This window comes from Frankia sp. CcI49, from assembly GCF_001983215.1.
Lineage (GTDB): Bacteria > Actinomycetota > Actinomycetes > Frankiales > Frankiaceae > Parafrankia > Parafrankia irregularis.
In genome coordinates, this window is sequence record NZ_MOWP01000004.1 from 121,620 (window position 1) to 146,014 (window position 24,395).

Genomic DNA, 24,395 nt, shown 5'->3' on the forward strand with positions numbered 1-24,395 from the left:
ATGACGGTGGGTGGTGACAGGTCGGAGATGGGCCGAATGGCTTCTGGGCTCCGTGGGCGCATAGGCAGGCGGGCCACCGCGCCCGGGTCCACCATGCCCGGGTCCACCATGCCCGGGTCCACCATGCCCGGGTCCACCACGGCCTCCGGGCCCGCTCCGACGCCCGGTTCCACGGCGGCGCACGGGTCCGACTCGGGGGATGGCTCTAACGCGGCCCCGTCCACGAGCTCGTCCGGCGACACCAGGCCGGCGGTCCCCGAGCCGCGTGCCGCCGACGGCGATCCGCCGGGCCCAGGCGGCGAACCACCCGCCGCGGGTGGCCGAGGCGCCGGAGCCGGCCGAACTGCCAGCGCCGGCCGGGTCGCCAAAGCCGGCCGGGTTGCCAGCGGCGGCCGGGCCGCCGGGCCGGTGCCGTCCGGCCGTGGGAGCGGTGTGCGGCTGCGGGCGGCCCAGGCGGGCCTGGCCGTGCTGCTGGCGCTGGTCTGGGTGCCCATCGTCGTGCTCACCACCGCGCGTTCCACGGTGCTCAGCCCCGACTTCTACTCCCAGTCGCTCACCGAGGCCGACGCCTACGACCGCATCTACACCGAGGTCCTGCCCGACCCGGCGGTGGACTCGCTGCTCTCCGGCCTGCCGATCGACTCGTCGCTGGTCACGGCGAACCTGCGCACGGTGCTCCCGCCGTCGACGGTCGAGGAGATGACCGACGAGCAGATCCGGCGCATCGTGGGCTACCTGAGCGCGAAGGATGACGATCTCGCGTTCACGGTCGACCTGACGCCGATCTTCGGCAACATCTCCGGCCTGGCCAACCGCTACATCGCCGGGGAGCTCGGGTCGGGGAGCAGCTACCAGGTCGAGTCCGTGACGGACTTCACCCGCGCGATCCTGACCGCAATCGACGAGATCATGGCCGGTCGCCCGCCGGCCGATCTGCCCACCATGCAGCTGTCCGCGCAGGACACCGACCGCGTCGTCGACGCGGTGCTCGGTCGGCTGCCGGCGGCCGACCGCGACGAGATGGCCGGCCCGCTGCGCGCGGACCTGCGCTCCGGGGACGTCGCCGGCGCGCTGGCCCTGGTCGGCCCGCTGTTGTTCCAGGGCGACGAGCAGGCGATCGGTGAGATGCGGTCGCACCTCACCGACGGTGCCGTGCTCGACCTGGGCGTCCGACTCTCCGACCTGCGCGACGAGCCGGCCATCAGCGCTGTCTCCCGGCTGCACGACGTCTCCGCGGCGCTGGACGGCCTGACCGTGGCCCTGCTCGCCCTGGTCGGCCTGATCGGTGTGGCGATCATCGGGCTGGCGGCCAGGCGGGGCCGGTCCCGGGTGCGCGCGCTGGCGGCCGCCGTGATCACCGCGGGTGCCGCCGCGGGCCTGTTCGGGGTCGCGATGCGGATCCTGCTGCCGAACCCGCTGCTGGCGCTGGACAAGCCCGGCGGGCCGCTGCCACCGGGCGCCGGGGCCGTCCTCGCGGACTTCTCCCGGCATGCCTACGGTGACATCGAGGCCGACTACCTGCGCATCGTCGGCTGGACGCTGCTCGTGGGCATGGTGGTCGTCGGCGCGGCCGTGTTCCGGCGGGTGTCCGGGCGGTGGGGCCGGGTCGGCCGGCGGCGCCGGCTCGCCGGTGGCCTCGTGGTGACCATTCCGGTGATGATCGCGGTGACCTGGGTCGCGTTCCCGGGCGCCGCGGCCACCGGGCGCGAACTGTGCAACGGCCAGGCCCAGCTCTGCGCGAAGCGCTACGACGAGGTCACCTACCTCGCGACCCACAACGCGATGGCGAACAGCGAGGACCGTTTTCTCGGCCCGACGCAGGATCCGTCGCTGGTGCACCAGCTCGACCTCGGCGTTCGCGCGCTGCTGCTCGACGTGCACCACTGGACCACGCCCGAGCAGGTCGACGCCGTGCTCGCGACGCTCCCGCCGACGACCCGGGCGGCCATCGAGCCGTTGACCCGCAACGCCAGGTCGGCCCGGCCGGGGCTGTGGCTGTGCCACGACATGTGCCAGCTCGGTGCGCTTGACCTGGTCGAGGAGCTCGGCAAGGTGGGGGACTGGATGGCCCGCAACCCGAGCGAGGTCGTCACCTTCATCATCCAGGACGGCGTGCCGGCCTCCGAGATCGCCGGCGCGGTCGCGCAGGCGGGGCTTTCCCGGCTCGTGGTCACCCCGCCCGCCGACGACGGCTCATGGCCCACGCTGCGTGAGATGGTCGACAGCGGCCGGCGGCTGGCCGTCTTCACCGAGAGCCAGGACCTGCCCGGAACATTTCTCCGAAGTTTCTACCGCTATGCATCGGACACACCCTTCTCCGTCGACTCGGCGGACAAACTTGTCGGCTGTGCGCGCAATCGCGGCGAGGCCGGGTCGGAGCTGCTCCTGCTCAACAACTGGGTGACCGACGCGGCGCCGAGCCGGCAGGCGGCTCTGGTCGCCAACAATGCCGACCGGATTCTCGACCGTGCGCACAGCTGTGAGTCCGAACAGGGGCGGCGCCCGACCTTCGTCGCGGTGGACTTCGTCAATATCGGTGATGCCCAGCTGGCCGTCGACCGGCTCAACGGCGCATCCTGACAAGCGAGGAGCGTTGCCCGGCAGTCGCACGTTCTCCTCGTGGGAGGCTGGCCAGGTCAGGCAGGGCTTGGCCCGTCCTGACGGGTCTGACCGCCTGATCTGACCTGCCACCACCAGAACGCCAGGATCCTCGAACACCGGAAACGCCACCGGCAAAGGAGCACAGGTGCCGATCTGGAACCAGCTACGCCAGTCCGCGCAGACCATGCAGGGCCAGCTCAACGCGAAGAAGAACGACCTCAAGAGCGGCGCGTTCCGTGACGCGAGCATGGCGATGTGTGCTCTCGTGGCCGCCGCGGACGGCAGCATCGACCCGGCGGAGCGCCAGCGGGTCGCCTCACTGATCGTCAGCAACGACGTGCTGTCCAACTTCCCGGCCGACGACCTGCAGCGCAGGTTCAACGACTACCTCGGCAAGCTGCAGGCGGACTTCGACTTCGGCAAGGTCTCCATCCTGCAGGAGATCGGCAAGGTCAAGAAGAAGCCGACCGAGGCCCGCGCGGTGATCCAGATCGGGATCGTCATCGGCGGCGCCGACGGCAACTTCGACAAGACCGAGCAGGCGATCGTCCGGGAGGCGTGCTTCGCGGTCGGGATCAACCCCGAGGAGTTCGACCTCTGACCGCGACCTCTGACTCAGCGTCGGTGGGTCGGCTGGCTCCGTCGCGGCCCGGGCCGATCGGCCCGGAAAGTGCCGTGACCTGGGCCGCAATCCCTGGAAAGGCTGCATTCATCCGGACAGGGTGAGGCCCGCGGCCTCCCGACGGGCGCCGTGTCGCCGTCGGTCGTGACCGAGTTGTCGGCGGTTCGTCACGACCGGACGGAGGACCTGTGGGACCAGCCGACGCTGCTCTCGTCGCGGGCGGCGGCCTGCTCGCGGGCGCGGTCAACGCCATCGCGGGCGGCGGCACGCTGATCGCGTTCCCCGCGCTGCTGGCGACCGGGATGCCGGCCCTGACCGCCAACATCACCTCTTCGGTCGGTCTCGTAACCGGCTATGCGGGCGGAGCACTCGGGTATCGGCGGGAGCTGCGTGGCCAGACCGGTCGGCTCAAGGCGCTGGCGCCCCCCGCGATGCTCGGTGGTCTGATCGGCGCGATCGTGCTCCTGCTGACGCCCTCCGACGGGTTCAAGTCGGCTGTTCCGTTCCTGGTCCTCGCCGCCTGCCTGCTGCTCGCGGTGCAGTCCCGGCTCGCGGCCATGGTCGCCCGGCGGCGGGCCGCCACGGTGGCCGCCGCGGCCGCCACACAGTCCGGGACGGAGCCCGGGCCGCCGGAGGGCGCCATCACCTGGCCGACGCGTATCGGCGTGTTCGTCGCCGGCGCGTACGGCTCGTATTTCGGCGCCGGGCTCGGCGTTCTGCTGCTGGGTGTGCTCGGCATTCTTCTCGTCGACGAGCTGCAGCGGACGAACGCGCTCAAGACGCTGCTCTCCTTCGGCGTCAACTCGATCGGTGTCATGGTCTTCCTGGTGACGGCGCAGGTCTCCTGGGCCTTCGCGGGCATTCTGGTGGTGACGTCGGCCTGTGGTGGTGTGCTCGGCGCGCGGGTTGCCCGGCTTCTGCCCGCGAATGTCCTGCGCACCGCGGTCGTCGTGCTGGGTGTGGTCGTGGCCGTGGTCCTTCTGGTCCGCTGACGTCCGCTTACCTCCGCTGACCTGCTCCGGCCCTGGCTGTCAGGCTGTTGATGTTGGTCTCGGGACGGCTGATGAGGGCGTCGCGCAGCTGGTCGGACGGGCATCCGGCGCAAGGCTCTGTGACGGGAGGAACATGCTCCGAGCCTCCGAGGTCGTTGCCCCCTAGCATTGCCTGTCATGACCGTTCCACCGGTGGAGCTGGAGTTGGCCGCCGACTTTCCGAGCGCGACCCGGGATGAGTGGCGCAAGCTCGTCCTGGGCGTGCTGCGCAAGTCCGGCGTCGCGGGCGAGGACGCCAGCCCGGACGAGGCCGAGGACCTGATCGCGACCTCGACGTATGAGGGCATCAGCATCCGTCCGCTGTATGACGCGGCCGATGGCGCGGCGCTCGCGCCGACGGGCCTGCCGGGGCTCGCGCCGTTCGTGCGCGGTGCGCGGCCGCAGGGCGCCAACACCGACGGCTGGGATGTGCGCGCGCTGCACAGCCATCCCGACGCCGGGCTCACCTCTCAGGCGGTGCTTGCCGACCTGGAGAACGGCGTGAGCTCGCTGTGGCTCCGGCTCGGCCCGGCGGGGCTGCCGCTGGACGGTCTCGCCACGGTCCTGAAGGACGTCTACCTGGACCTCGCGCCGGTGGTGCTCGACGCCGGCCCGCTCACCGCCGAGGCCGCGGCCGCCTTCCTGGCGCTGGCCGACGCACGCGGCGTCCCGGCGTCCCAGGTCAGCGGGGTGCTGGGTGCCGACCCGCTGGGGCTCGCCGCGCGGGCGGGGACCGCGCCCGACTTCACCGCGGTCCGCGCGCTCGCGCCCCGGGTGGCCGCCGAGTACCCGCGGCTGCGCACACTGGTCGTCGACGCCCGGGCGTACCACGATGCCGGCGGCAGCGACGCCGAGGAGCTCGGCGCGTCGATCGCCACCGGGGTCGCCTACCTGCGGGAGCTGACCGCGGCCGGCCTGAGCGTGGACGACGCCCTGGGCCAGCTGGAGTTCCGGTATGCGGCGAGCGCCGACCAGTTCCTGACGATCGCCAAGCTGCGGGCGGCGCGGCGGCTGTGGGCGCGGGTCGCGGAGGTCTGCGGCGCGCCGGCCCAGCTGCGGGCCCAGCGCCAGCACGCGGTGACCTCGGCCGCGATGATGAGCCGCCGCGACCCGTGGGTGAACATGCTGCGCACGACCGTGGCCTGCTTCGCCGCCGGCGTCGGTGGCGCGGACGCGGTGACGGTCCTGCCCTTCGACAGCCGGCTGGGGCTGCCGGACGACTTCTCCCGGCGGATCGCGCGTAACACCCAGACCCTGCTCCAGGAGGAGTCGAGCCTGATCCGGGTGGTCGACCCGGCCGGTGGGTCCTGGTACGTCGAGACGCTGACCGACCAGCTGGCCGCCRCCGCGTGGGCGATCTTCACCGAGATCGAGCGTGCCGGCGGTATCGCCGCGACGCTGGCGGACGGCTCGCTGCGCGCCCGGCTGGACGCCACCTGGACGGCCCGGGCCGACGCGCTCGCGCATCGGCGGGACCCGCTGACCGGGGTGAGTGAGTTCCCGAACCTGGGCGAGACGCTGCCCGCCCGCGAGCCCGCCCCGACCGCGGAGCCTGCAGGTGGTCTGCCGACCATCACCTACGACCAGGACTACGAGGCGCTGCGGGCCCGCTCGGACGCCCACACCGCGGCGACCGGTGCCCGTCCGGTGGTCTTCCTGGCGACGATCGGCAGCGTGTCGGCCTTCACCGGCCGGTCGACGTTCGCCGCGAACCTGTTCCAGGCCGGCGGCCTGGCCACGCCCGACGCCGGGCCGGGTACCGACCCGGCGGTGATCGCGGCCGCGTTCACCGCGTCCGGCGCGAAGGTCGCCTGCCTGTGCTCGGCGGACAAGGTCTACGCCGAGTGGGCGGCCCCGGTCGCCGAGGCGCTGCGCGCCGCCGGGGCGGAACGGGTCTGGCTGGCCGGCAAGGCCGGTGCCCGCGCGGAGACCGACGCCGCGGCCGGGGTGACCGGGTACGTCTTCGCCGGCTGCAACGCCGTCGAGGTGCTGAGCACGACCCTGGCAGCGGTGGGAGTGGCCTGATGTCTTCGATCCCCGACTTCTCCGAGATCGCCCTCGGCGCGCCGGCGGGTGCCGACGCCGACGAGGCCCAGTGGCGGGCCGCGCTGGAGAAGTCCACCGGCAAGGACGTCGACGCCCTCACCTGGGACACCCCCGAGGGCATCGCGGTCAAACCGCTCTACACCGCGACCGACACCGCCGGCCTGGACTTCCTGGGCACCTACCCGGGTGTCGCGCCCTACCTGCGCGGCCCGTACCCGGCGATGTACGTGACCCAGCCGTGGACGATCCGCCAGTACGCCGGCTTCTCCACCGCGGCGGAGTCGAACGCGTTCTACCGGCGCAACCTGGCCGCCGGCCAGAAGGGCCTGTCGGTCGCCTTCGACCTGCCGACCCACCGCGGCTACGACAGCGACCACCCGCGGGTCACCGGCGACGTCGGCATGGCCGGGGTCGCCATCGACTCGATCTACGACATGCGCCAGCTGTTCGAGGGCATCCCGCTGGACCGCATGAGCGTCTCGATGACCATGAACGGCGCCGTGCTGCCGGTGCTGGCGCTTTACATCGTGGCGGCCGAGGAGCAGGGGGTGGCGCCGGAGCAGCTCGCCGGCACCATTCAGAACGACATCCTCAAGGAGTTCATGGTCCGCAACACCTACATCTACCCGCCGCAGCCCTCGATGCAGATCATTTCCGACATCTTCGCGTACACCTCGCAGAAGATGCCGAAGTTCAACTCGATCTCCATCTCCGGCTACCACATGCAGGAGGCGGGCGCGACCGCCGACCTGGAGCTCGCCTACACGCTCGCGGACGGCGTCGAGTACATCCGGGCCGGGCGCAACGCCGGGCTGGCGATCGACGCGTTCGCGCCCCGGCTGTCGTTCTTCTGGGCGATCGGCATGAACTTCTTCATGGAAGTCGCCAAGATGCGCGCCGCCCGGCTGCTGTGGGCGCGGCTGGTGAACCAGTTCGAGCCGAAAAGCCCGCGCTCGACGTCGCTGCGGACCCACTCGCAGACGTCCGGCTGGTCGCTGACCGCGCAGGACGTCTTCAACAACGTGGTGCGCACCTGCGTCGAGGCGATGGCGGCGACCCAGGGCCACACCCAGTCGCTGCACACCAACGCCCTCGACGAGGCGCTGGCGCTGCCCACCGACTTCTCCGCCCGCATCGCCCGCAACACCCAGCTGCTGCTGCAGCAGGAGTCCGGCACCACCCGGGTCGTCGACCCGTGGGGCGGCAGCTACTACGTCGAGAAGCTGACCTACGACCTGGCCCGCAAGGCCTGGGGCCACATCAGCGAGGTCGAGGCCAGCGGCGGCATGGCGCAGGCGATCGACGCCGGCATCCCCAAGATGCGCATCGAGGAGGCCGCGGCCCGCACCCAGGCCCGCATCGACGCCGGCCGCCAGCCGCTCGTCGGGGTCAACAAGTACCGGGTCGACGCGGACGAGGCCATCGAGGTTCTCAAGGTCGACAACTCGGCCGTGCGGGCCGGGCAGATCGAGAAGCTGCGCCGGCTGCGCGAGGAGCGCGACAGCGCCGCCGTCGAGTCCGCGCTGCGTGCGCTGACCGGCGCGGCCGAGGCGGCCCGCGACGGCTCCCGGCCCGCCGACCTGGGGCACAACCTGCTCGCGCTGGCCGTCGACGCCGCCCGCGCCAAGGCCACCGTCGGGGAGATCTCCGACGCCCTGGAGAAGGTCTACGGGCGCCACGCGGGCCAGATCCGTACCATCTCCGGTGTGTATCGGGACGAAGCCGGGCCGGCCGGGAACATCGTCGCCGCCCGCGATGCCGCCGCCGCCTTCGAGCGGGAGGAGGGCCGCCGCCCCCGCATCCTCGTCGCGAAGATGGGCCAGGACGGGCACGACCGCGGTCAGAAGGTGATCGCCACCGGCTTCGCCGACATCGGCTTCGACGTGGACGTCGGCCCGCTGTTCCAGACGCCCGCCGAGGTGGCCCGCCAGGCCATCGAGGCGGACGTCCAGATCATCGGCGTGTCCTCGCTGGCCGCCGGGCACCTCACGCTGGTGCCGGCGCTGAAGGAGGAGCTGGCCGAGCTGGGGCGCGGCGACATCCTCGTCGTCGTCGGCGGGGTCATCCCGCCGCAGGACTTCGACGCGCTGCGGGCCGCCGGCGCCGCGGCGATCTTCCCGCCCGGAACGGTCATCGCGGACGCCGCGATCGAGCTGCTGGCGACCCTGTCCGAGCAGCTCGGCCACGCGCAGGCCGGGCAGGCGGGGCAGCCCGGGTCCGCCGAGGCGTCCTGACCACGGTGGCGCGCCGGGCCGTCGACGTCGCCGAGTACGCCGACGGCGTCCTCGCGGCGTCCAGGGTGTGGATCGCGCGGGCCGTCACGCTGGTCGAGTCCACCCGGGCCGACCACCGGGAGGCCGCGCAGCAGCTGCTGGTGGCGCTTCTGCCGCATGCCGGCAAGGCCCGCCGGGTCGGGATCACCGGCGTGCCCGGGGTGGGCAAGTCGACGTTCATCGACGCGCTCGGGACGATGCTCACCGCGAAGGGCCACCAGGTGGCGGTCCTCGCGGTCGACCCGTCCTCGACCCGGACCGGGGGCAGCATCCTCGGCGACAAGACCCGGATGGCGGCACTGTCCGCCGACCCGGCCGCCTTCATCCGCCCGTCGCCGACGGCCGGCACGCTCGGCGGCGTCGCCAAGGCCACCCGCGAAGCCATGATCATCATGGAGGCCGCCGGCTACGACGTCGTGCTCGTCGAGACCGTCGGGGTGGGGCAGTCCGAGACCACGGTCGCCGACATGGTCGACACCTTCCTGTTCCTGACCCTGGCCCGCACCGGCGACCAGCTCCAGGGCATCAAGAAGGGCGTCCTGGAGCTGGCGGACGTCATCGCCGTGAACAAGGCCGACGGGCCGCACGAGCTGGACGCCCGCCGGGCCGCCCGTGAGCTCGCCGGTGCGATCCGGCTGTTGCAGGGGTCCGCCCGCGAGTGGCAGACCCCGGTCCTCACCTGCAGCGCCGCCGAGAAGACCGGGCTGGACACGGTATGGGGCCAGGTCGTTCAGCACCAGAACGTCCTCGACGCCTCCGGTGAGCTGGCCGAGCGCCGCCGCCGCCAGCAGGTCGACTGGACCTGGGCGATGGTCCAGGACCGCCTGCTGGGCCGGCTGCGCGACAGCGCCGCGGTCCAGGCGGTCACCGCCGACGTCGAACGGCGGGTCCGCGACGGCGCCCTGACCCCGAGCCTCGCCGCCGACACCATCCTCGACGCCTTCGACACCTGACGCCGGCCTGGCTATTTCAGGCGGCCCTCATCGACCAGCCGCCTCAGGCCCCTGCGGTCGGGCTTGCCGCTGGGCAGCGCCGGCACCTCGTCGCCGGCCGCGACGATCCACCGGGTCGGCACCTTGTAGGCGGACAGACGCGTCCGGGCCCGCGCGGCCAGCTCAGCCACGTCCAGATCCTCTCCCGCCGCCACCACGACCGCGCACACCTCCTCGCCACGGGACGGGTGCTCGACTCCGACGACGACACAGTGCGCCACCTCGGGGAACTCCTCGATGACGGCTTCGACCTCGCGGGGCGACACGTTCGAGCCGGCGGCCTTGATGAGCTCGCTGTCCCGGCCGACGTAGAACAGCCGTGGGTCGCCCGTCCGCTGGTACACCCGGTCGCTGGTGTGGTACCAGCCGTCCGCGTCGAAGACCTCCCACCGTTCGCGCTTGTTGTATCCGGCCATCACGCCGATACCACGGATGAGCAGCTCGCCGACCGTGCCGTCCGGGACGCGCTCACCGTCCGCGTCGACGATCGCGATCTCGGTGAACGCGAAGCTGCCGCCGGACTCGGTCAGGCTGCGGTGAATCGGGTGACCGTCGGGGACATCCACCATCGCCAGGTCCACCGGACCCTGCAGCAGTGCGGGCGCGCTACGCAGGTCCCGTTCCGGGAAGGACGGGTGCAGCCGCAGCTGCTGGGTGAACGCCGGCCATCCGACGACGCCGTTAGCCCGTTCCCGCTCGGCGAGGTCGAGGGCCGATCCGGCCTCCAGCCGCTCCAGGGACAGCACCGCGACGGGCGCGTGCAGCGCTCCGGCCGCGGCGAGGATCCCGCCGATCCAGAAGAACGGCATGGCGCACAGGATGCGCGGCGTGTCCTCGACGCCCGTGAGGTGGCGGATCACGGCCGCCCAGGTGGAGGTCTGCCGCACCAGCGTGCCGTGGGTGTGTAGGACGCCCTTCGGGTCGGCCGTCGACCCGGACGTGTGCACCATCACGGCCAGGTCGGCCGGGGTGACCTCGGCTTCGGCCGCGGCGAGGATCTCGGCGCGCACCATCGGCGCGTCCCGCGCGTGCCACCGGGTGGCCCAGCCGCGGTCGGTCTCGCCGGTGAGCACGATCCGCCGCAGGTACGGCGCGCCCGCCAGCTCCAGTGGTCCGTCCAGCTGGCCCGGCAGGTCGGAGAACGCCGCCTCGAACCGGTCGGCGACGTCGATCCTGAGCACCCGCGTGGGCGCCACCAGCACCTGCAGGTCGGCCAACCGTGCCACCTTGGCGATCTCGGCCGGCGCGTACAGCGTGCTCAACGGCACGGCGAGGGCGCCGATCCTGGTGACTGCCAGCCACCAGGTGACCCACTCGACGCCGGTGGGGAAGAACAGCCCCACCCGGGTGCCCTTGCCCACGCCTTCGCGCAGCAGCCACCGGGCCACCCGCGCCGACCGCTCGTCGGCCTCGGCGTAGGTCAGCCGGTCCGTCAGGGTGACCAGGTAGTCGGCGGGGCCGAACTCGCCGGCGGCACGCCGGAGCAGGTCGGGGATCGTCGGTCGGACTTCGTTGTCGGTCGACGTCATGGGACTCACGCTCCGTTCCCGCGGCGGTGTTGATGGATCCCGGGTTCGCGTGTCGCCTGGGCGCGCGGGCCGCTGGCCGCCGTCCCGCCCAGCTTCCGTCCACTCGCACCTCAGAGGCGATGCAGCCTATTGCGGACGGAACCTGTGCGTAAAGGGTTGGTGTGGGCGGCTCGGGGATCTCTTCAGGCGCGGGCGGTCCGCGATCTCGAACGGCGGCGGCCCGGGGGCGAAACCGTGGGCGCCTTTACCCCGGCGGGCCTACCGGGCCTGGCCTGGATCCTGCCCGACGCCCGGTGATGGTGGTCTGGCGCAGTGGAATCGGCTGAACCCGGAACCCGGCCGGGGATTCCGGCGCGGCTTCCGACGGACGCGTTTCCGACAGATGTGTTTCGGATGGATTGGCGTTACGACGGAGGACAGGTCTTCGTGCGGTGTCCGTCTTCTGATATCGATGTCCGCTACCGGATAGGGAGCTCCTGGTCGGGCGGCCTACGATGTGGCCGCCGGATCTTTCGTTGTTGTGTGAACGACCCGCCTGATTACGGACGGTGTCGGGGGCGCTGAGGGAGCCGGGGGGATCACGCTGCGTCCGTCCATGACGGCCACGGCGGACAACGAGGGAACACAGCCGGAGGACCCATGGGCTACCAACTTGGCATTGACGTCGGATCGGCGAACACCGTTCTCGCGGTCTCCGACGGGGGATGGCCCGCCGTGCTCACCCTGGGCGGTGGGCGGGCGGTGCCATCCGTGCTCTACATGCCCCAGGCAGGAGGCATGCTCGTCGGCCGGTCGGCAGCGCGACGGGCCACGGCGGATCCCGAGCGGGCGGCCCGCGGCTTCCTGCACCGCGTTGGCGAGCCGGGCCACGTTCTGGTCGCGGGCGCGGCCTACAGCCCCGAGGGCCTCCTCGGCCGGCTGGTCGGTCACCTGGTCGGCCAGGTGGTCGCGGCCCGCGGCGAGGAGCCCGAGCAGATCGTCGTCTCGCATCCGACCTTCTGGCCGGAGCATCGCCGCGCCGCGTTCGCCGAGGCCGTCAGCCAGCTTTCGGATGTCTCCGCTCCCGTCACAACCTGCGCGTCCGCCGACGCGATCGGCACGCTGCTGATCAGCCGCCGGGCGGCCCGGACCGTTGACCTGGTGGGCTTCTACGACTTCGGTGCCGGCCACTTCGACTCGGCGGTGCTGTCCTTCAGCCCGTTCGGATTCGAACGGCTCGGATCGCCGGTAGGCGTCGGTCGCGCCGGTGGGGCCGAGTTCGACGAACTGCTGGTGGACAGGGCGCTGGCCCGGGTGGGCACCAGCCGCGACCGGCTCGACCTCGGCGACCCGGCGATCGCGGTCGCGCTGGGCCGGCTGCGGGACGAGTGCACGCAGGCCAAGGAGTACCTCGCCGAGGAGGAGGAGATCGAGGTAACGGTCAGCCTCCCGGGCCGGGAGACGGCTTCGGTCACCGTGTCGCGCTCCGATCTGGAGACCCTGGTCGCGCCGGTCGTCGACGACACGGTGCGGGCATTCCGGCAGGCGCTGCGCAGCGGCCAGGCGGAACCCGCCGACCTGTCGACCGTGCTGTTGTTCGGGGGAACCGCGCGGATGCCGCTCGTCGCGGCCCAGATGCGGGCGGCCTTCCCCGGTGTCGGCCGCTGGCAGGTCGGTTCGGACGACGACATCGCCACCGGTGCCGCGCTGATCGCGGCGGGGCTCGCCGAGCGTTCGCCGGGTGAGCAGATCACCTCGATCATCCGGCCGCCGGTCGCCGGCACGCAGCCGGGATCCGTGCCGCCGTGGGGGTCGTTCTCGCAGCCGGGCTCCTACCCCGCCGAGGGCTCGGTGCCCCCGGCGAGCTCCTTCCCACCGGCCGGTTCCGTGCCTCCGGTGTCCTCGTTCCCACCGGTCGGCTCGCTTCCACCGGCCGGGTCGCTTCCGCCGGTCGGCTCCACGTCGTCCGCCGGGCCGGTTCCGCCGGCCCGGCCGGCTGACCCCGACGCCACCGTGATCGGAGGCCGTACCGGCGCCCCGGTGTCGTCCCCGCCGCCGGCGGGCACGGCCCCAGGCACCCCGATGACGTATCCGACCGCGACCGGCGCCTCCCCGTCCTCCTCCGGCTTCGACGAGGGCGCGGCGACGATGCTCGGCGGTATGGAGATCGTCAACGCGGCGGGCGAGAGCCGTCCCGGGGGCGCCGCACCGGTGCCGCCGCAGGCCGCCCGGCCGGACACCCGTCACGGCGGTCGTGGCGGTCGCTCGGGTTCCGGCGGCGGCCCGTTCGCGGGCCGGTCGGGAGGGACGATCGCCGCCGCGGTCGCGGCGATCGTGTTCGTGACCGCCGGCGTCGTGTTCGGTGTCGCCCTGACCGGGGGCGATGACGAGGAGCCGACTGCGGTCGTGCCGATCGCCACGGCGGTCACGACCCCTCCGGCGCAGCAGAGCGCGTCCCCCGCACCGCTGACACGGGGGCCGAAAACGGTGCTGATCGCCGGTTCGGCCGAGGTCGCGCCGATCAGTGAGACCGCCTACGCGGGATTCCGCCAGGTCCAGCCGAACGTGACGGTGAATGTCAGCTCGTCGACGACCGAGGACGGCTTCGCCAAGCTGTGCGCGGGCGAGATCGACGTCGCCGACGCCTCCTTCGAGTTCGACTCCAAGGCCAATCCCGGCTGCGCCGACCAGATCGTCGGCTTCGAGGTCGCGCACCACACCCTGCCGATCGTGGTGAACCCGCAGAACTCGTGGGCTCGCTGCATGACCCTCGACCAGGTCCGCGAGATCTGGAACGCCGGCTCGCAGATCACCCGGTGGGACCAGATCGACTCCTCCTTCCCGGCGCAGCCGATCACCTTTGTGGGGCCGCCGCGTGACAGCGTGCAGGCGCAGGTGTTCAACGCGACGGTGAACGACGCCAGTAACCGGTCCCGCCAGTACCAGGAGGCAGACCTCAGCGGTGTGGCGACCGACGTGGCCCGCGATCAGTACGCGCTCGGCTTCCTCGACTTCCCGACCTTCCAGACGTTCGGTTCGCAGCTGCGGGGCCTGGAGATCGACAACGGCAAGGGCTGCGTCGAGCCGAACGCGGTGACCGCGGGCACCGGGTTCTACCTGCCGCTGTGCAAGCCGGTGTTCGTCTACGCCCGCAAGGACTCGCTGCGTGAGTCCGGGGCCGCCGCCTTCATGCGCTACTACATGCAGAACGGCGAGAAGATCGCCTTCGACGCCCACTATGTGCCGCGTGCCCAGAGCACGATCGACGAGAACGTGGCCAAGGTCGACGAGCTGATCAAGGGCGTTCCGCCGGTCACCGCCTGACCGCTCCACCGCTCGACGCCCTGCCGCCCTGCCGGCGGAAACGCACGGACGGCGACCCACGGGCTCTGGCCGACAGCCAGGGTTCGTGGGTCGCGGCATGTGGACCCGATCGGCAGGTGGAACCGAACCGACATCCGGTCCCGGTTGTGGGTCAGATGCTGCAGGGATCGGTGTACGAGTGTGGGTCAGATGCTGCAGGGATCGGTGTACGAGATCTCCGGGACGAACTGTTCCCACTCGGCCGGGGTGATCCGCGCCGACGGTTTCGCACAGGCGACGGCGGTGAGCCTGTCGGGGTTGAGCGACCAGATCGAGGTCTGGCCGCCTTCGGTGGTGAACGCGAGGTGGTCACCCGCGCGGTCGATCGCAATGGAAGTGATCTTGCTTTCCGCATCGGCGATCCGCACCACCGCCGCCGGATCCGCCCCGCCCCAGTAGCTCACGACGCCGGACTGGTCCCCGATGACGATCTGACCGGCCTCGTCGAACGCGACGGCGAAGACGGGGCCTTCGGGCCCGCGTAGCTCGGTGGCGACATGGCCCTGCTGTGGATCGCTCACGTCCCACACCTGGACGGTCCGGTCGTCCCGGCCCACGGCCAGCCGTGTCCCGTCGCCGTTGAAGGCGACGGTGTTGACAGCGGCGACCGGCCCGCGCAGCGCTCCGCTCTGCTTCGGGCGCGCCGGGTCGGTGACGTCCCAGAGCTGCACATCCCCGCTGATTCCCGCGGTCGCGAGCAGCGTTCCGGCTGGGTTCAGGGCCATGTCGGTGATGACGGAGCCGGTGCGCTGCAGGCGCGGTGGCTCGGGCGCCGCGGGGTCGGAGAGGCGCCACAGCGCGAACGTGCCGTCAGCGGTGGCGGCGGCGAGCAGCGTCCCGTCCGCGCCGAGCGCCACCTGGACGGGTGTACCCAGGCCGGACAGCGTGCTCAGCTGCGTCGGCTTGGCCGGGTCGGTCACATCCCACACCCGGGCCGGGTCCTGCGTGCCGCTGAGGGCCAGCCGCTTGCCGTCGGGAGCGAACGCGACAGCGGCGGCCGGGTCGTTGGTCGGTTGCTCGCTGAGCAACGACGGCTCGCCGCCGTCGGTCAGGCGGTAGAGCCGCAGCGCACCGTCCGACCCGGCCGAGGCGAGCACGGAGTCCGACGGGCTGAACGTGACGTCCTTGCCGGGGCTGGCGGCCTCCCGTGGTTGCACCGTGGTCAGCGCGCTGAACGATGCGATCATGGCGTCCTTGGCGGCGCTGACCGGAGCGATCCGGTAGGCGGCGAGGCTCAGCCGGGCCGCGAGGTCCGGGTCCTGCGCGCGCCTGGCGGCCGCCTCCGTGGCGAGCCTGGTCGCGATGGCGTCGCGGTCCGCGCCCGATGGTGAGTCACCGCCGCCGAGCGTCGCCACGGGGATCGCGATGGCGGCGGCGAGCACGACGGCGAAGCCCGCGATGACCACCCGCCGATCGGGCCTGCGCCGCCCCGTGCCGGTGTCCGGGCCCGTGTTCTGGTGGTGCGGCCCCCGCGCCGCCGCGGTGCCCGGGCCGCTCGGCGTGACAGGGGACGGGGAGGCCGGGTGCGGTGCCGGTGACCGCGGTGCCTGTGAATGCGGTGCCTGTGAATGCGGTGCTGGCGAGTGTGGTGCCTGTGACTGTGGTGCCGGCGAGCGGGGTGCCGGTGAGTAGGGCGCGGGTGAGTAGGTCGCTGGTGGGCGTGGCGCCGGGGAGTAGGGCGACTGCGGTGCCGGCGACTGCGGTGCTGGTGAGTGGGGCGGCGGCTGTGAATGCGGCGCCGGCGAGTGTGGTGCACGCGAGTGCGGGGCCGGCGAGTAGGGCTGCCGCGCGGCGGGGGGCGGCGAGGTCGGTATCGGTGGCGCGGGTGGGAGGGGCGACGCCGAGATGACGGTGTCGGCCGGTGAGGGGCGCGCGGGGCCGGCCGCCGCGCCCGTCGTCGAGCCCTCTGTCGCCTTGCGGCCGCCTCGCGACCAGCGACGTCCGCGTGGCGCGCGATCGCCCTGGTCGCTTTCGCCGGCCACGCCGGCGGAGGACGGGGCCGGGGCCGCCCGATCCGGGATGGCCACCCCGCCCATCAGGGCCGCGCGCAGCTCCTCGGCGCTGGGACGGGTGCCGGGGTCCTTGCGCATCGCGAGCTCGACGAGGTCGCGCAGCTCGCCGGTCACGCCCTCCAGCCGCGGCTGCTCGTTCACGATCCGGTACAGCACGGCCTCGACCCGCCCCTGGCCAAACGGGGGCTGCCCGGTGGCGGCGAAGACGATGATCGAGCCCCAGGCGAAGATGTCGACCGCCGCCGTGATGGGCTGGTCGAGGATCTGCTCCGGCGACATGTAGCCGGGGGTGCCGATCGCCTGCTTGACGTTGCGGGACAGGTCGCTGACGGTGTCGTACTCGCGGGCGAGCCCGAAGTCGATTACCTTCGGCCCGACCGGGGAGAGCAGGACGTTCGCGGGCGTGAGGTCGCGGTGCACGATCCCGGCGGCGTGGATGGCCGACAGCGCGGTGGCGACGCTGACCGCGAGCTGCTCGAGGTCGGCCGGCCGCATCGGCCCGCGTGCCGTGACATGCCGTGACAGTGTGGGGCCTTCGACGAATTCCGTCACCAGGTACGGCTGTGGGCCGTCCGGATCCGCGTCGAGGACCGCCGCGGTGGTGAAACGGCGAACTCTGCGGGCGCTTTCGGCTTCACGGGCGAAACGGGCCCGGAACTCCGGCCGGGACGCGAGCTCGGGCCGGATCACCTTGATGGCGACGGCGGTGCCGTCCGGCGCCTGGCCGAGAAAGACCGCGCCCATTCCACCCTGGCCGAGCCTGCCGACCACGCGATAGTTACCGAGCCGGACGGGGTCCTCCGCGCGGAGCGGCCGCGCGGTGTTCCCGGACACCGGCGGTTGTGTATACCCGCTCAAGGGGCCGCACTCCTGCCTGGGCACATCAGATCGCATTGATCCTACGACACCGGTCTGCGGCGCAGACGACGTCCAGGTTCATTGCCCGCCGACCGGGCGCCGACCGGGTGCGGATCAGATGCGGATCGTATGCGGACTCCGCGTGGACCGGTGTGTGACGTATATGTGGTGTGCCGCGTATACGGTGCATCCCGGCCGGGCTTTCCCATCTGTTCCGGCGGTTTTCCGGTCGATCTCGCGTCGGATCTGGGAGGTCATGGTGCTGCTGCGGCGCACGGCGAAGTTCGAGGTCAGTCTCACCCCGACGTCGGAATCGCTGTTGGCGCCGGTGGCGGACGAGCCTCGCGAGTGGCTGCTCGGGCGGGCACTGGACGAGTTCGTGGCCGACGTCCGGGCTCTCGACGAGGTCGCGCCGCGACTGGTGCCGGGCGCCACCCGGCCGAGGATCGAGGTGGCCCTCGACGCGGACACGCCGGTGGTCACCGGCGACACCCTGCTGGTCTCCGGCCAGGAGGTGATGCAGACCTGGGAGCGTCCCCTGATGCGGGCGCTGGCCGAGGCGGTGACCCGCACCGGGGGGACGGTCTGCGAGGTCGGCTTCGGCCTGGGGATCTCGGCCGGGTTCGTCCAGAGCCTGCGGCCGTCTGCGCACACGATCATCGAGGCGAACCCGGACGTCGCCGCGACCGCGCTGGCGTGGGCCGCCTCCGACGACGGTGACGGGGGCGGGGGCGGGGGCGACGGTGACGGTGGCCGGGCCGGCGTGCGGATCGTGACCGGCCGCTGGCAGGACGTGCTGCCGGATCTCGGGCGTTTCGACGGCATCCTGTTCGACACCTATCCACTGGACGAGCGCGAGGTCGACGACCACGTGGTGCGGGACGCGACGTTCGCCGAGCACTTCTTCCCGCACGCCGCCGAGCATCTGGCCGACGGAGGGTCGTTCACCTACTACTCGAACGAGATCGACTCGCTTTCCCGGCGTCACCAGCGTGCGCTGCTGCGCCATTTCGAGACGTTCTCGGTGCGGGTGGTGGACGGTCTGCGTCCGCCGGCGGACTGCAGCTACTGGTGGGCCCCGTCGATGGCGGTGATCGTGGCCGCCGGCCCGCGGCGTGGCCAGGGCGGCTGACCGCCTGACGCCTGACGCCTGACGCCGGACGCCTGGCCGCCGGACGCCTGGCCGCGGGGCGGCCGATCGCTGGGCTCTGCGTCCGTGATGTTGTACCGTTGCCGAGCCAGTTTGCCCTGATGGTCGGAAAAGTACGAACTATCCCTTTCTTGCCTCGGGGGACACTGTTGAGGATCGCAGCGACTGGCCGCCGGTGGCGGGCCGCAGGTGGTGCCCTGGCACTGGCGACGGCGGTGGCGACCCTGATCGGCGGATGCTTCGGGGAAGCCGGCGACACCTCGCCCGAGGCGTCCGCGGCCAGCTGTGCGCCGGTGGCCGGAGTGACCGCCGACGAGGTCCGGTTCGGCGCGCTCTACCCGGACACCGGAACCAGCTCCCAGCTCTCCCGCGCGTTCCGGGCCGGCGTCGACGCCAGGCTGGGCGAGGTGAACGCCGCCGGTGGCGTCCACGGCCGCCAGGTCAGGTACGACTGGCGCGACGACGAGTCGACCTCGGCGGGCGCCCTGCTCGCCGCGCGTTCGCTCGTGGAGCGCTCCCAGTCGTTCGCCGTCGTCGGTACCAGTGGCATCGCCGGCGAGGCGGCCGACTACCTGGCCGAACGCGGCGTCCCCACGATCGGCCAGGACCTCACGGCCGGCGGGGAGAACGTGTTCGGCTACTCCAACATGCTCGGCGGTGACCTCGGCAACTCGGTCTTCGGCGTGTTCGCGCACTCCCACGGGGCGACCAGGGCGGTGATCCTGCGTACGGACGCCCTCGCCGCCTCCGGGCAGATCGGGGACCGGCTGGCGCGCAGCCTGCGTGCCGACGCGGTCCAGGTGGTCGACACGATCACCTGGACGTCCACCGGCTTCGACCTGGCCGCGGCGGCGGAGCGGGTGCGGGCCGCCGGTGCCGACATGATCACCGGCGTCGTGCCCGTCCAGGCGTTCGCGGACGTCGTCGCCGCCGCCAGGGCCGCTGGCGTGACGGTGAAGGTGGCGATGCAGCCGGTCGGCTACGACCCCGGGGTCCTCGACCGCCGCCGCACCGGGCTGGCCGGCAGCTTCTACCTCGTCGACTTCCTGCCGTTCGAGGCGCACACCCCGGCGCATCAGCGTTACCTCGACGCGATGGCCCAGTACGCGCCGCAGATCGAGCGGCCGGAGCAGACCACCGGCCTGGTCGGTTGGCTGACCGCGGACCTGTTCCTGCGCGGCCTGCAGGAGGCCGGGCAATGCCCGACCCGGGCCGGGTACATCGCGGCGCTGCGCGCGGTGAAGGACTACAACGCGGGCGGCCTGCTGCCCGGCCCGGTCGATCTCGCCGCGAAGAACGCCCCGCGCGTCTGCGTGAGCGTCGTGCGCGTCGGGCAGGCGGCGGACGTCTTCCAGGTCCAGATGCCGATGGCACTGTGTGGGGACACCCTCCGCTGACCGGCCGCCGGCCCGGCACCGGCCGCCGCTGACAGCCGCTGGCCCGGCGCCGGCCCGCGGCGGGTGTGTCCGGAGAGCTTCCGGCTCACCGAACACACCGCAGCCGCAGCTGCATCCGGACGCGGACGACCCGCAGGCCGCCCGCGGCCGGCCTCAGGCGGGCTGGCGGGCCGCCTCGTCGCGGATCTCGCCGACCAGCTCCTCCAGGATGTCCTCCAACGCCACCAGCCCGAGGATGCGGCCGGTCTCGTCGGAGAGCCGGGCCAGATGCGACCCGGAGCGCTGCATGGTCGCGAGGACCGTGCGCAGGCTCTCGTCCGCGCCGACCCGCACCAGCGGCCGGATCCACTTCGGCGCGACCGGCGCGGATCTGCGGTCCTCACGGTTCTCCAGGACGTCCTTGAGGTGCAGGTAGCCGACGAGGTCGTCGTCCTCGCCACGGACCGGGAAACGGGTGAAGCCCGTGTCGGCGGCGAGCTGCTCGACCTCCCGCGGCGTGACCGTGGGTGCGACGGTGACCAGCGCCTCCGGCCGGAGCAGCACACTGCGGGCGGTGCGCTCGTCGAAGGACAGCGCGCCGGTGAGCAGGTCGTGCTCGTCCTCGGCCAGCAGGCCCTCGCGGTGCGACTCCTCGATGAGCCCGGCCACCTCGTCGCGGGTGTAGACGTTGGTGACCTCGTCCTTCGGCTCCACCCGCAGCGCCCGCAGGGTGAGGTTCGCGACCAGGTTGAGAGCCGAGATCACCGGCTTCACCGCCCGCACGACGGCGACCAGGGGCGGGGTGAGCAGCAGGACCGCCCGGTCCGGCAGGGCCAGCGCGAGGTTCTTGGGAACCATCTCGCCGATGACCACATGCAGGTAGGTCACCAGGGTGAGCGCGATCGCGAACGCCACCGGATGCCGCATCGAGGTCGGCAGGCCGACCGCCTCGAACGGCGCCTCCAGCAGGTGCGCGATGGCGGGCTCGCTCAGCGCGCCGAGGCCGAGCGTGCACACCGTGATACCGAGCTGGGCGCCCGCGAGCATCAGTGACACATGCTCCATGGCGTGGAGCGTCACCTTGGCGGCGCGCGAGCCGGCCGCGGCCCGCGGCTCGATGGTGTCCCGCCGCGCGGAGATGAGCGCGAACTCGGCGCCGACGAAGAAGGCGTTGCCGGCCAGGAGCACGACCGTCACCGCCAGCGCGATGATGTCGTTCATCGGCCGGCTCCGAGCCGGATCCGGTCGACCCGCCGACCGTCCATCCGTTCCACCTCGTAGCGGATGCCCTCGAGCGTGATCGTGTCGCCGGCGCGGGGGATCCGTCCCAGCGTGCGTGACATCAGGCCACCCAGGGTCTGGTACGACTCGTCGGCCGGGATCCGCAGGCGGGTGACCTCGCTGGCCTCCTCGGGCCGCAGCAGGCCGGAGAGCAGCCAGGTGCCGTCCCGGCGGCGCAGGGCCCGGGGGCTGACGCGGTCATGCTCGTCGATGACGTCGCCGACGATCTCCTCGATGAGGTCCTCCGCGGTGACCAGACCGTCCGTCCCGCCGAACTCGTCGACGACGATGGCCATCTGCAGACCGCCCGACCGCAGCGTCTCCAGCAGCGGGTCGAGCGGCATCGAGGACGGCACGGTCACGGCGGGGACCATCGCCTCCCGCACCGTCGTCGTGGCGCGCAGCTCCTCGGGCACGCTCACCGCGTGCTTGACGTGGATCAGCCCGACGACGTCGTCACTGCCGTCCCCGATGACCGGGAACCGGGCGTGGCCRGTCCGCCGGACGGCGTTGATCACCTCGCTGACCGGTGCGTCCGCGTCGATCGACTGCATGCGCATGCGGGGTGTCATGACGTCCTCGGCCACACGGTCACCGAAGGTCAGCGAGCGCTGCATGAGCGTCGCGGTCTCCCGGGGCAGGGTGCCGTGCTCGGCCGATCGCCCGAGCAGGGAGAACAGCTCCTGCGGCGATCGGGCCGAGGCGAGCTCCTCCTGGGGCTCGATGTTGACCCGTCGCAGCAGCGCGTTCGCGGTGCTGTTCAGCGAATGGATCAGGGGACGGACAGCCCGGGTGAAGACCCGCTGCGGGCGCTGCACGGCCCGCGCCGTGCCCAGCGGCCTGGCGATCGCCAGGTTCTTGGGCACGAGCTCCCCGTAGAGCATGGTGAACGCGGTCGCGAGGACCAGGGCGAGAGCCACGGAGACGCCACGCGCGACGCCGTGGGAAGCCCCGAGGCTCGTGAGCGGGCCCTCGAGCAGATCCGCGATGGCCGGCTCGGCGAGGAAGCCGATGGCCAGATTCGTGATGGTGATACCGAGCTGTGCCCCGGAGAGCTGGGTGGACAGCTGTCGCAGCCCGGTCAGCACCCCGGCCGCGGACCGGTCGCCCGCGTCGGCGGCACGTTCGACGGAAGGTCGGTCAACGGTGACGAACGCGAACTCCGCGGCGACGAAGACGCCGCAGGCCACCACCAGCACAATACTCAGGAGCAGAAGGAGCGCCTCTGTCACCGATCGACCCCCGCGGGCGCTTCCCTACGCGTGGGTCGGCCGGAACTACATCCGGCATCGTCGGTACTGTTCATGATCCCTTCCGTCGGGTGGGACGCTGTCGGGCCCGACAGTCGCCCAGCGGTGTGTCTACCCCCGTCAAGCTGGTTCAACGCCTGCCAGGTGCGGACCGTTTCACGATGGCCTGTGGGATGTGTGTCGGTCCAGGGGGCCACCGTGTGGTTCGGCGGGTACCGGCGGGGCCCCGGCCGCATGATTGCTCACCATCCGCACCGAGCACCAGCCCAAAGCGCGACCGCCGCCCGACGGCTCGCGCGGAGCAGCTCACCCGCAGACCGGCTCGCCCCACGGGACACGCTCGGATGGGCCAGGCCTCGGATGGGCTCGGCCACGCTGCTGGGCTCGGCGACGCAGATGGGCTCGGCCACGCAATGGTGCGCTTCGTCACTGTCGCGGTCGGTGACCAGACCGCAGGTGTGGCGACCCCGGGAAAGGGGAAGGTGATCGGTGCCCGGGGACATCGTTTACCGGGAGTTCGGAACGGGCCCAGATCGGGGGATCCGGGAGGGCGTCATGCGTCTTTCTCCGTTTTCTCCGCGCATCCTCGAATCGTCCGTCTCGCGTCGGCCGGAAATGCCGCCGGAAAGGCGCGTGGTGGGATTCCACGTCCTGACTACGACCGGGATGGCCGCCGCCACGCTCGCGGTGGTCGGTTTCGCGTCGGCGGGTTTCGCCGGAATTGCCGTGGCCGGTTCCGGGCTGGGCGTCGGTATCTCGGGCGGCGGTATTTCCTGCGACTCGGGTGAGCTTCGCGCCGAAGTGACGGACATCCAGCATGGCGCGGGTCAGACGCACGCGGCGCTGAGCGTGGTCAACATCGGGCGGCGGGCCTGTGAGCTGCGCGGCTACCCGCTGGTTTTCCAGGTCGACGAGGCCGGCCACGGGCTCGGCCCGGCGGCCGATGCCCAGGGGCCGGTCGGGCCGTCGGTGCCGCTGGCGGCCGGCGGACGGGCGCAGGCCGGTCTCACCATGACCGCCGCCGGGTTGTTCCCGAGCTGCCCCGATGCACCGGCCAGCCCGGCTGGGCTGCGCCTCATCCCTCCCGGCGGAACAGGTCCGCTGCCGGTGGACGGCTTTGCGGGGCTGCTCCCGTCGGACGCTGGGCTCGTCGCGGACGGCGTTGCCGGGCCTGGGCCACTCGCGGACGGTGTTGCCGGGCCTGGGCCGGTGGCTGGGTCTGTTGCCGGTCCTGCGGCTGGGCCTGCAGCTGCCGGGCCTGGCTCGGTGGCCGGCGCGGGCTGTGCGGCCACGGTGTTGACCGAGCTGCGGGTGACGACGTTCTTCTCGGCGTCGGGCGGCTGAGGGGCGTCGGGCGGCTGAGGGGCGTCGGGCGGCTGAGAGCTGCCGGCGGCGCTGGCCGGTGCCGTCTCCCGCCGTGCGCGGCGGCGGGAGACGGCACCATGGGACGGCACCACGGCTGGACGGCCGCGCAACCGGCCGCGCAGCCGCACTGCCGGCCGGCGGTGTGCCGGCGAGCGGCCCGGGTCGCGCATGTCGACCTCTACGTGGACATCTACCGCGGGGTCAGGCCGATGGAATAGAAGATGGCCAGCGGCCAGGCCAGTGTCGCCACCACGGCGGTGAAGAAGTGGCGCAGGGTGGCACCGTCCCAGTCGGTGACGTTCCAGTAGTCCTGGCTGATGGTGACGATGAGTCCGATGGCCAGGTAAAGAAGAAATCCGAGGCTGACGCTGCCGTAGGTCCGAGTGCGCACCCGGGTTGCCATCGGGCGCTCCTTCCGTAAAAGGGGGAATATCCGCTGAGCCGGCAAATACCCGGATGTATGCGGGATAACCTCCCGGGCGTGCCACTGTTTTCGGGCTGCCGCTGTGACTGGCTCGCTACCGGGCGGGACCGGAGCGGGACCCGAGGATCCTGGTCGCCGGTGAGTCGCGGGTCGGCGCCGATCAAGATCGCCATTTGGCGGGTGGGGAGGGCCGCGCTCCTCGAACGCGGCCGGACCTCCCAGTGCCCGGTAGCCCGGTTTGGT

15 protein-coding genes are annotated in these 24,395 nt (G+C 72.3%); 10 read left to right on the top strand and 5 right to left on the bottom strand.

The window, feature by feature from the left end; all coding sequences use genetic code 11:
• The first annotated feature begins 36 nt into the window (after positions 1 to 36).
• The 6 genes from CcI49_RS01315 (at position 37) to meaB (ending at position 9,526) form a co-directional block, all read left to right on the top strand.
• Complete coding sequence (locus CcI49_RS01315; protein ID WP_083749271.1) at positions 37 to 2,580, top strand: hypothetical protein; 2,544 nt, start codon at positions 37 to 39, stop codon at positions 2,578 to 2,580.
• Between the two features lie 166 nt (positions 2,581 to 2,746).
• Positions 2,747 to 3,202: a TerB family tellurite resistance protein gene (locus CcI49_RS01320; protein ID WP_054564213.1), complete on the top strand. Its 456-nt coding sequence runs from the start codon at positions 2,747 to 2,749 to the stop codon at positions 3,200 to 3,202.
• Positions 3,203 to 3,411: 209 nt separating this feature from the next.
• Positions 3,412 to 4,215 (top strand): sulfite exporter TauE/SafE family protein, encoded by an 804-nt coding sequence (locus tag CcI49_RS01325; protein ID WP_076823725.1) that lies wholly within the window; start codon positions 3,412 to 3,414, stop codon positions 4,213 to 4,215.
• A 177-nt stretch (positions 4,216 to 4,392) separates the two neighbouring features.
• Positions 4,393 to 6,279 (top strand): methylmalonyl-CoA mutase family protein, encoded by a 1,887-nt coding sequence (locus CcI49_RS01330; RefSeq protein WP_076823727.1) that lies wholly within the window; start codon positions 4,393 to 4,395, stop codon positions 6,277 to 6,279.
• Positions 6,279 to 8,534 carry a methylmalonyl-CoA mutase gene (gene scpA, locus CcI49_RS01335; RefSeq protein ID WP_076823730.1) on the top strand — a complete coding sequence of 752 codons (2,256 nt, stop codon included), beginning with the start codon at positions 6,279 to 6,281 and terminating at the stop codon, positions 8,532 to 8,534. The genes CcI49_RS01330 and scpA overlap by 1 nt, the downstream gene beginning before the upstream one ends.
• Positions 8,535 to 8,539: 5 nt before the next feature.
• Positions 8,540 to 9,526 (top strand): methylmalonyl Co-A mutase-associated GTPase MeaB, encoded by a 987-nt coding sequence (gene meaB / locus CcI49_RS01340; RefSeq protein WP_054564209.1) that lies wholly within the window; start codon positions 8,540 to 8,542, stop codon positions 9,524 to 9,526.
• Positions 9,527 to 9,537: 11 nt separating this feature from the next.
• Here meaB and CcI49_RS01345 read toward each other — a convergent pair whose 3' ends face one another.
• The gene (locus tag CcI49_RS01345) at positions 9,538 to 11,094 is read right to left on the bottom strand and encodes a class I adenylate-forming enzyme family protein (protein WP_076823733.1); all 1,557 of its coding nucleotides are present in this window, start codon (positions 11,092 to 11,094) and stop codon (positions 9,538 to 9,540) included.
• Between the two features lie 639 nt (positions 11,095 to 11,733).
• Between CcI49_RS01345 and CcI49_RS01350 the strand changes: the two genes are divergently transcribed.
• Positions 11,734 to 14,397, top strand: a complete 2,664-nt coding sequence (locus tag CcI49_RS01350; protein WP_076823736.1) for an Hsp70 family protein — start codon at positions 11,734 to 11,736, stop codon at positions 14,395 to 14,397.
• Positions 14,398 to 14,582: 185 nt separating this feature from the next.
• Here the strand turns inward: CcI49_RS01350 and CcI49_RS01355 are convergent, their stop codons facing one another.
• Positions 14,583 to 17,306 carry a protein kinase gene (locus CcI49_RS01355; RefSeq protein WP_241839852.1) on the bottom strand — a complete coding sequence of 908 codons (2,724 nt, stop codon included), beginning with the start codon at positions 17,304 to 17,306 and terminating at the stop codon, positions 14,583 to 14,585.
• 262 nt (positions 17,307 to 17,568) lie between these two features.
• Here CcI49_RS01355 and CcI49_RS01360 point away from each other — a divergent pair, with 262 nt between their 5' ends.
• Both CcI49_RS01360 and CcI49_RS01365 read left to right on the top strand, forming a co-directional pair.
• Positions 17,569 to 18,438 (top strand): methyltransferase, encoded by an 870-nt coding sequence (locus tag CcI49_RS01360; RefSeq protein WP_076824190.1) that lies wholly within the window; start codon positions 17,569 to 17,571, stop codon positions 18,436 to 18,438.
• A gap of 167 nt (positions 18,439 to 18,605) precedes the next feature.
• On the top strand, positions 18,606 to 19,853 hold the full coding sequence (locus tag CcI49_RS01365) for an ABC transporter substrate-binding protein (RefSeq protein ID WP_076823741.1): 1,248 nt from the start codon (positions 18,606 to 18,608) through the stop codon (positions 19,851 to 19,853).
• Between the two features lie 153 nt (positions 19,854 to 20,006).
• Here CcI49_RS01365 and CcI49_RS01370 read toward each other — a convergent pair whose 3' ends face one another.
• Positions 20,007 to 21,053, bottom strand: a complete 1,047-nt coding sequence (locus CcI49_RS01370) for a hemolysin family protein (protein WP_054564204.1) — start codon at positions 21,051 to 21,053, stop codon at positions 20,007 to 20,009.
• Positions 21,050 to 22,345, bottom strand: coding sequence for a hemolysin family protein (locus CcI49_RS01375; RefSeq protein ID WP_076823743.1), 1,296 nt, complete (start codon positions 22,343 to 22,345; stop codon positions 21,050 to 21,052). Before CcI49_RS01375 ends, CcI49_RS01370 begins: the two co-directional genes overlap by 4 nt.
• Before the next feature lie 651 nt (positions 22,346 to 22,996).
• Between CcI49_RS01375 and CcI49_RS01380 the strand changes: the two genes are divergently transcribed.
• Positions 22,997 to 23,707 carry a DUF4232 domain-containing protein gene (locus tag CcI49_RS01380; RefSeq protein WP_158230687.1) on the top strand — a complete coding sequence of 237 codons (711 nt, stop codon included), beginning with the start codon at positions 22,997 to 22,999 and terminating at the stop codon, positions 23,705 to 23,707.
• Between the two features lie 211 nt (positions 23,708 to 23,918).
• Here the strand turns inward: CcI49_RS01380 and CcI49_RS01385 are convergent, their stop codons facing one another.
• The gene (locus CcI49_RS01385; RefSeq protein WP_006539468.1) at positions 23,919 to 24,131 is read right to left on the bottom strand and encodes a hypothetical protein; all 213 of its coding nucleotides are present in this window, start codon (positions 24,129 to 24,131) and stop codon (positions 23,919 to 23,921) included.
• Between the last annotated feature and the right edge of the window lie 264 nt (positions 24,132 to 24,395).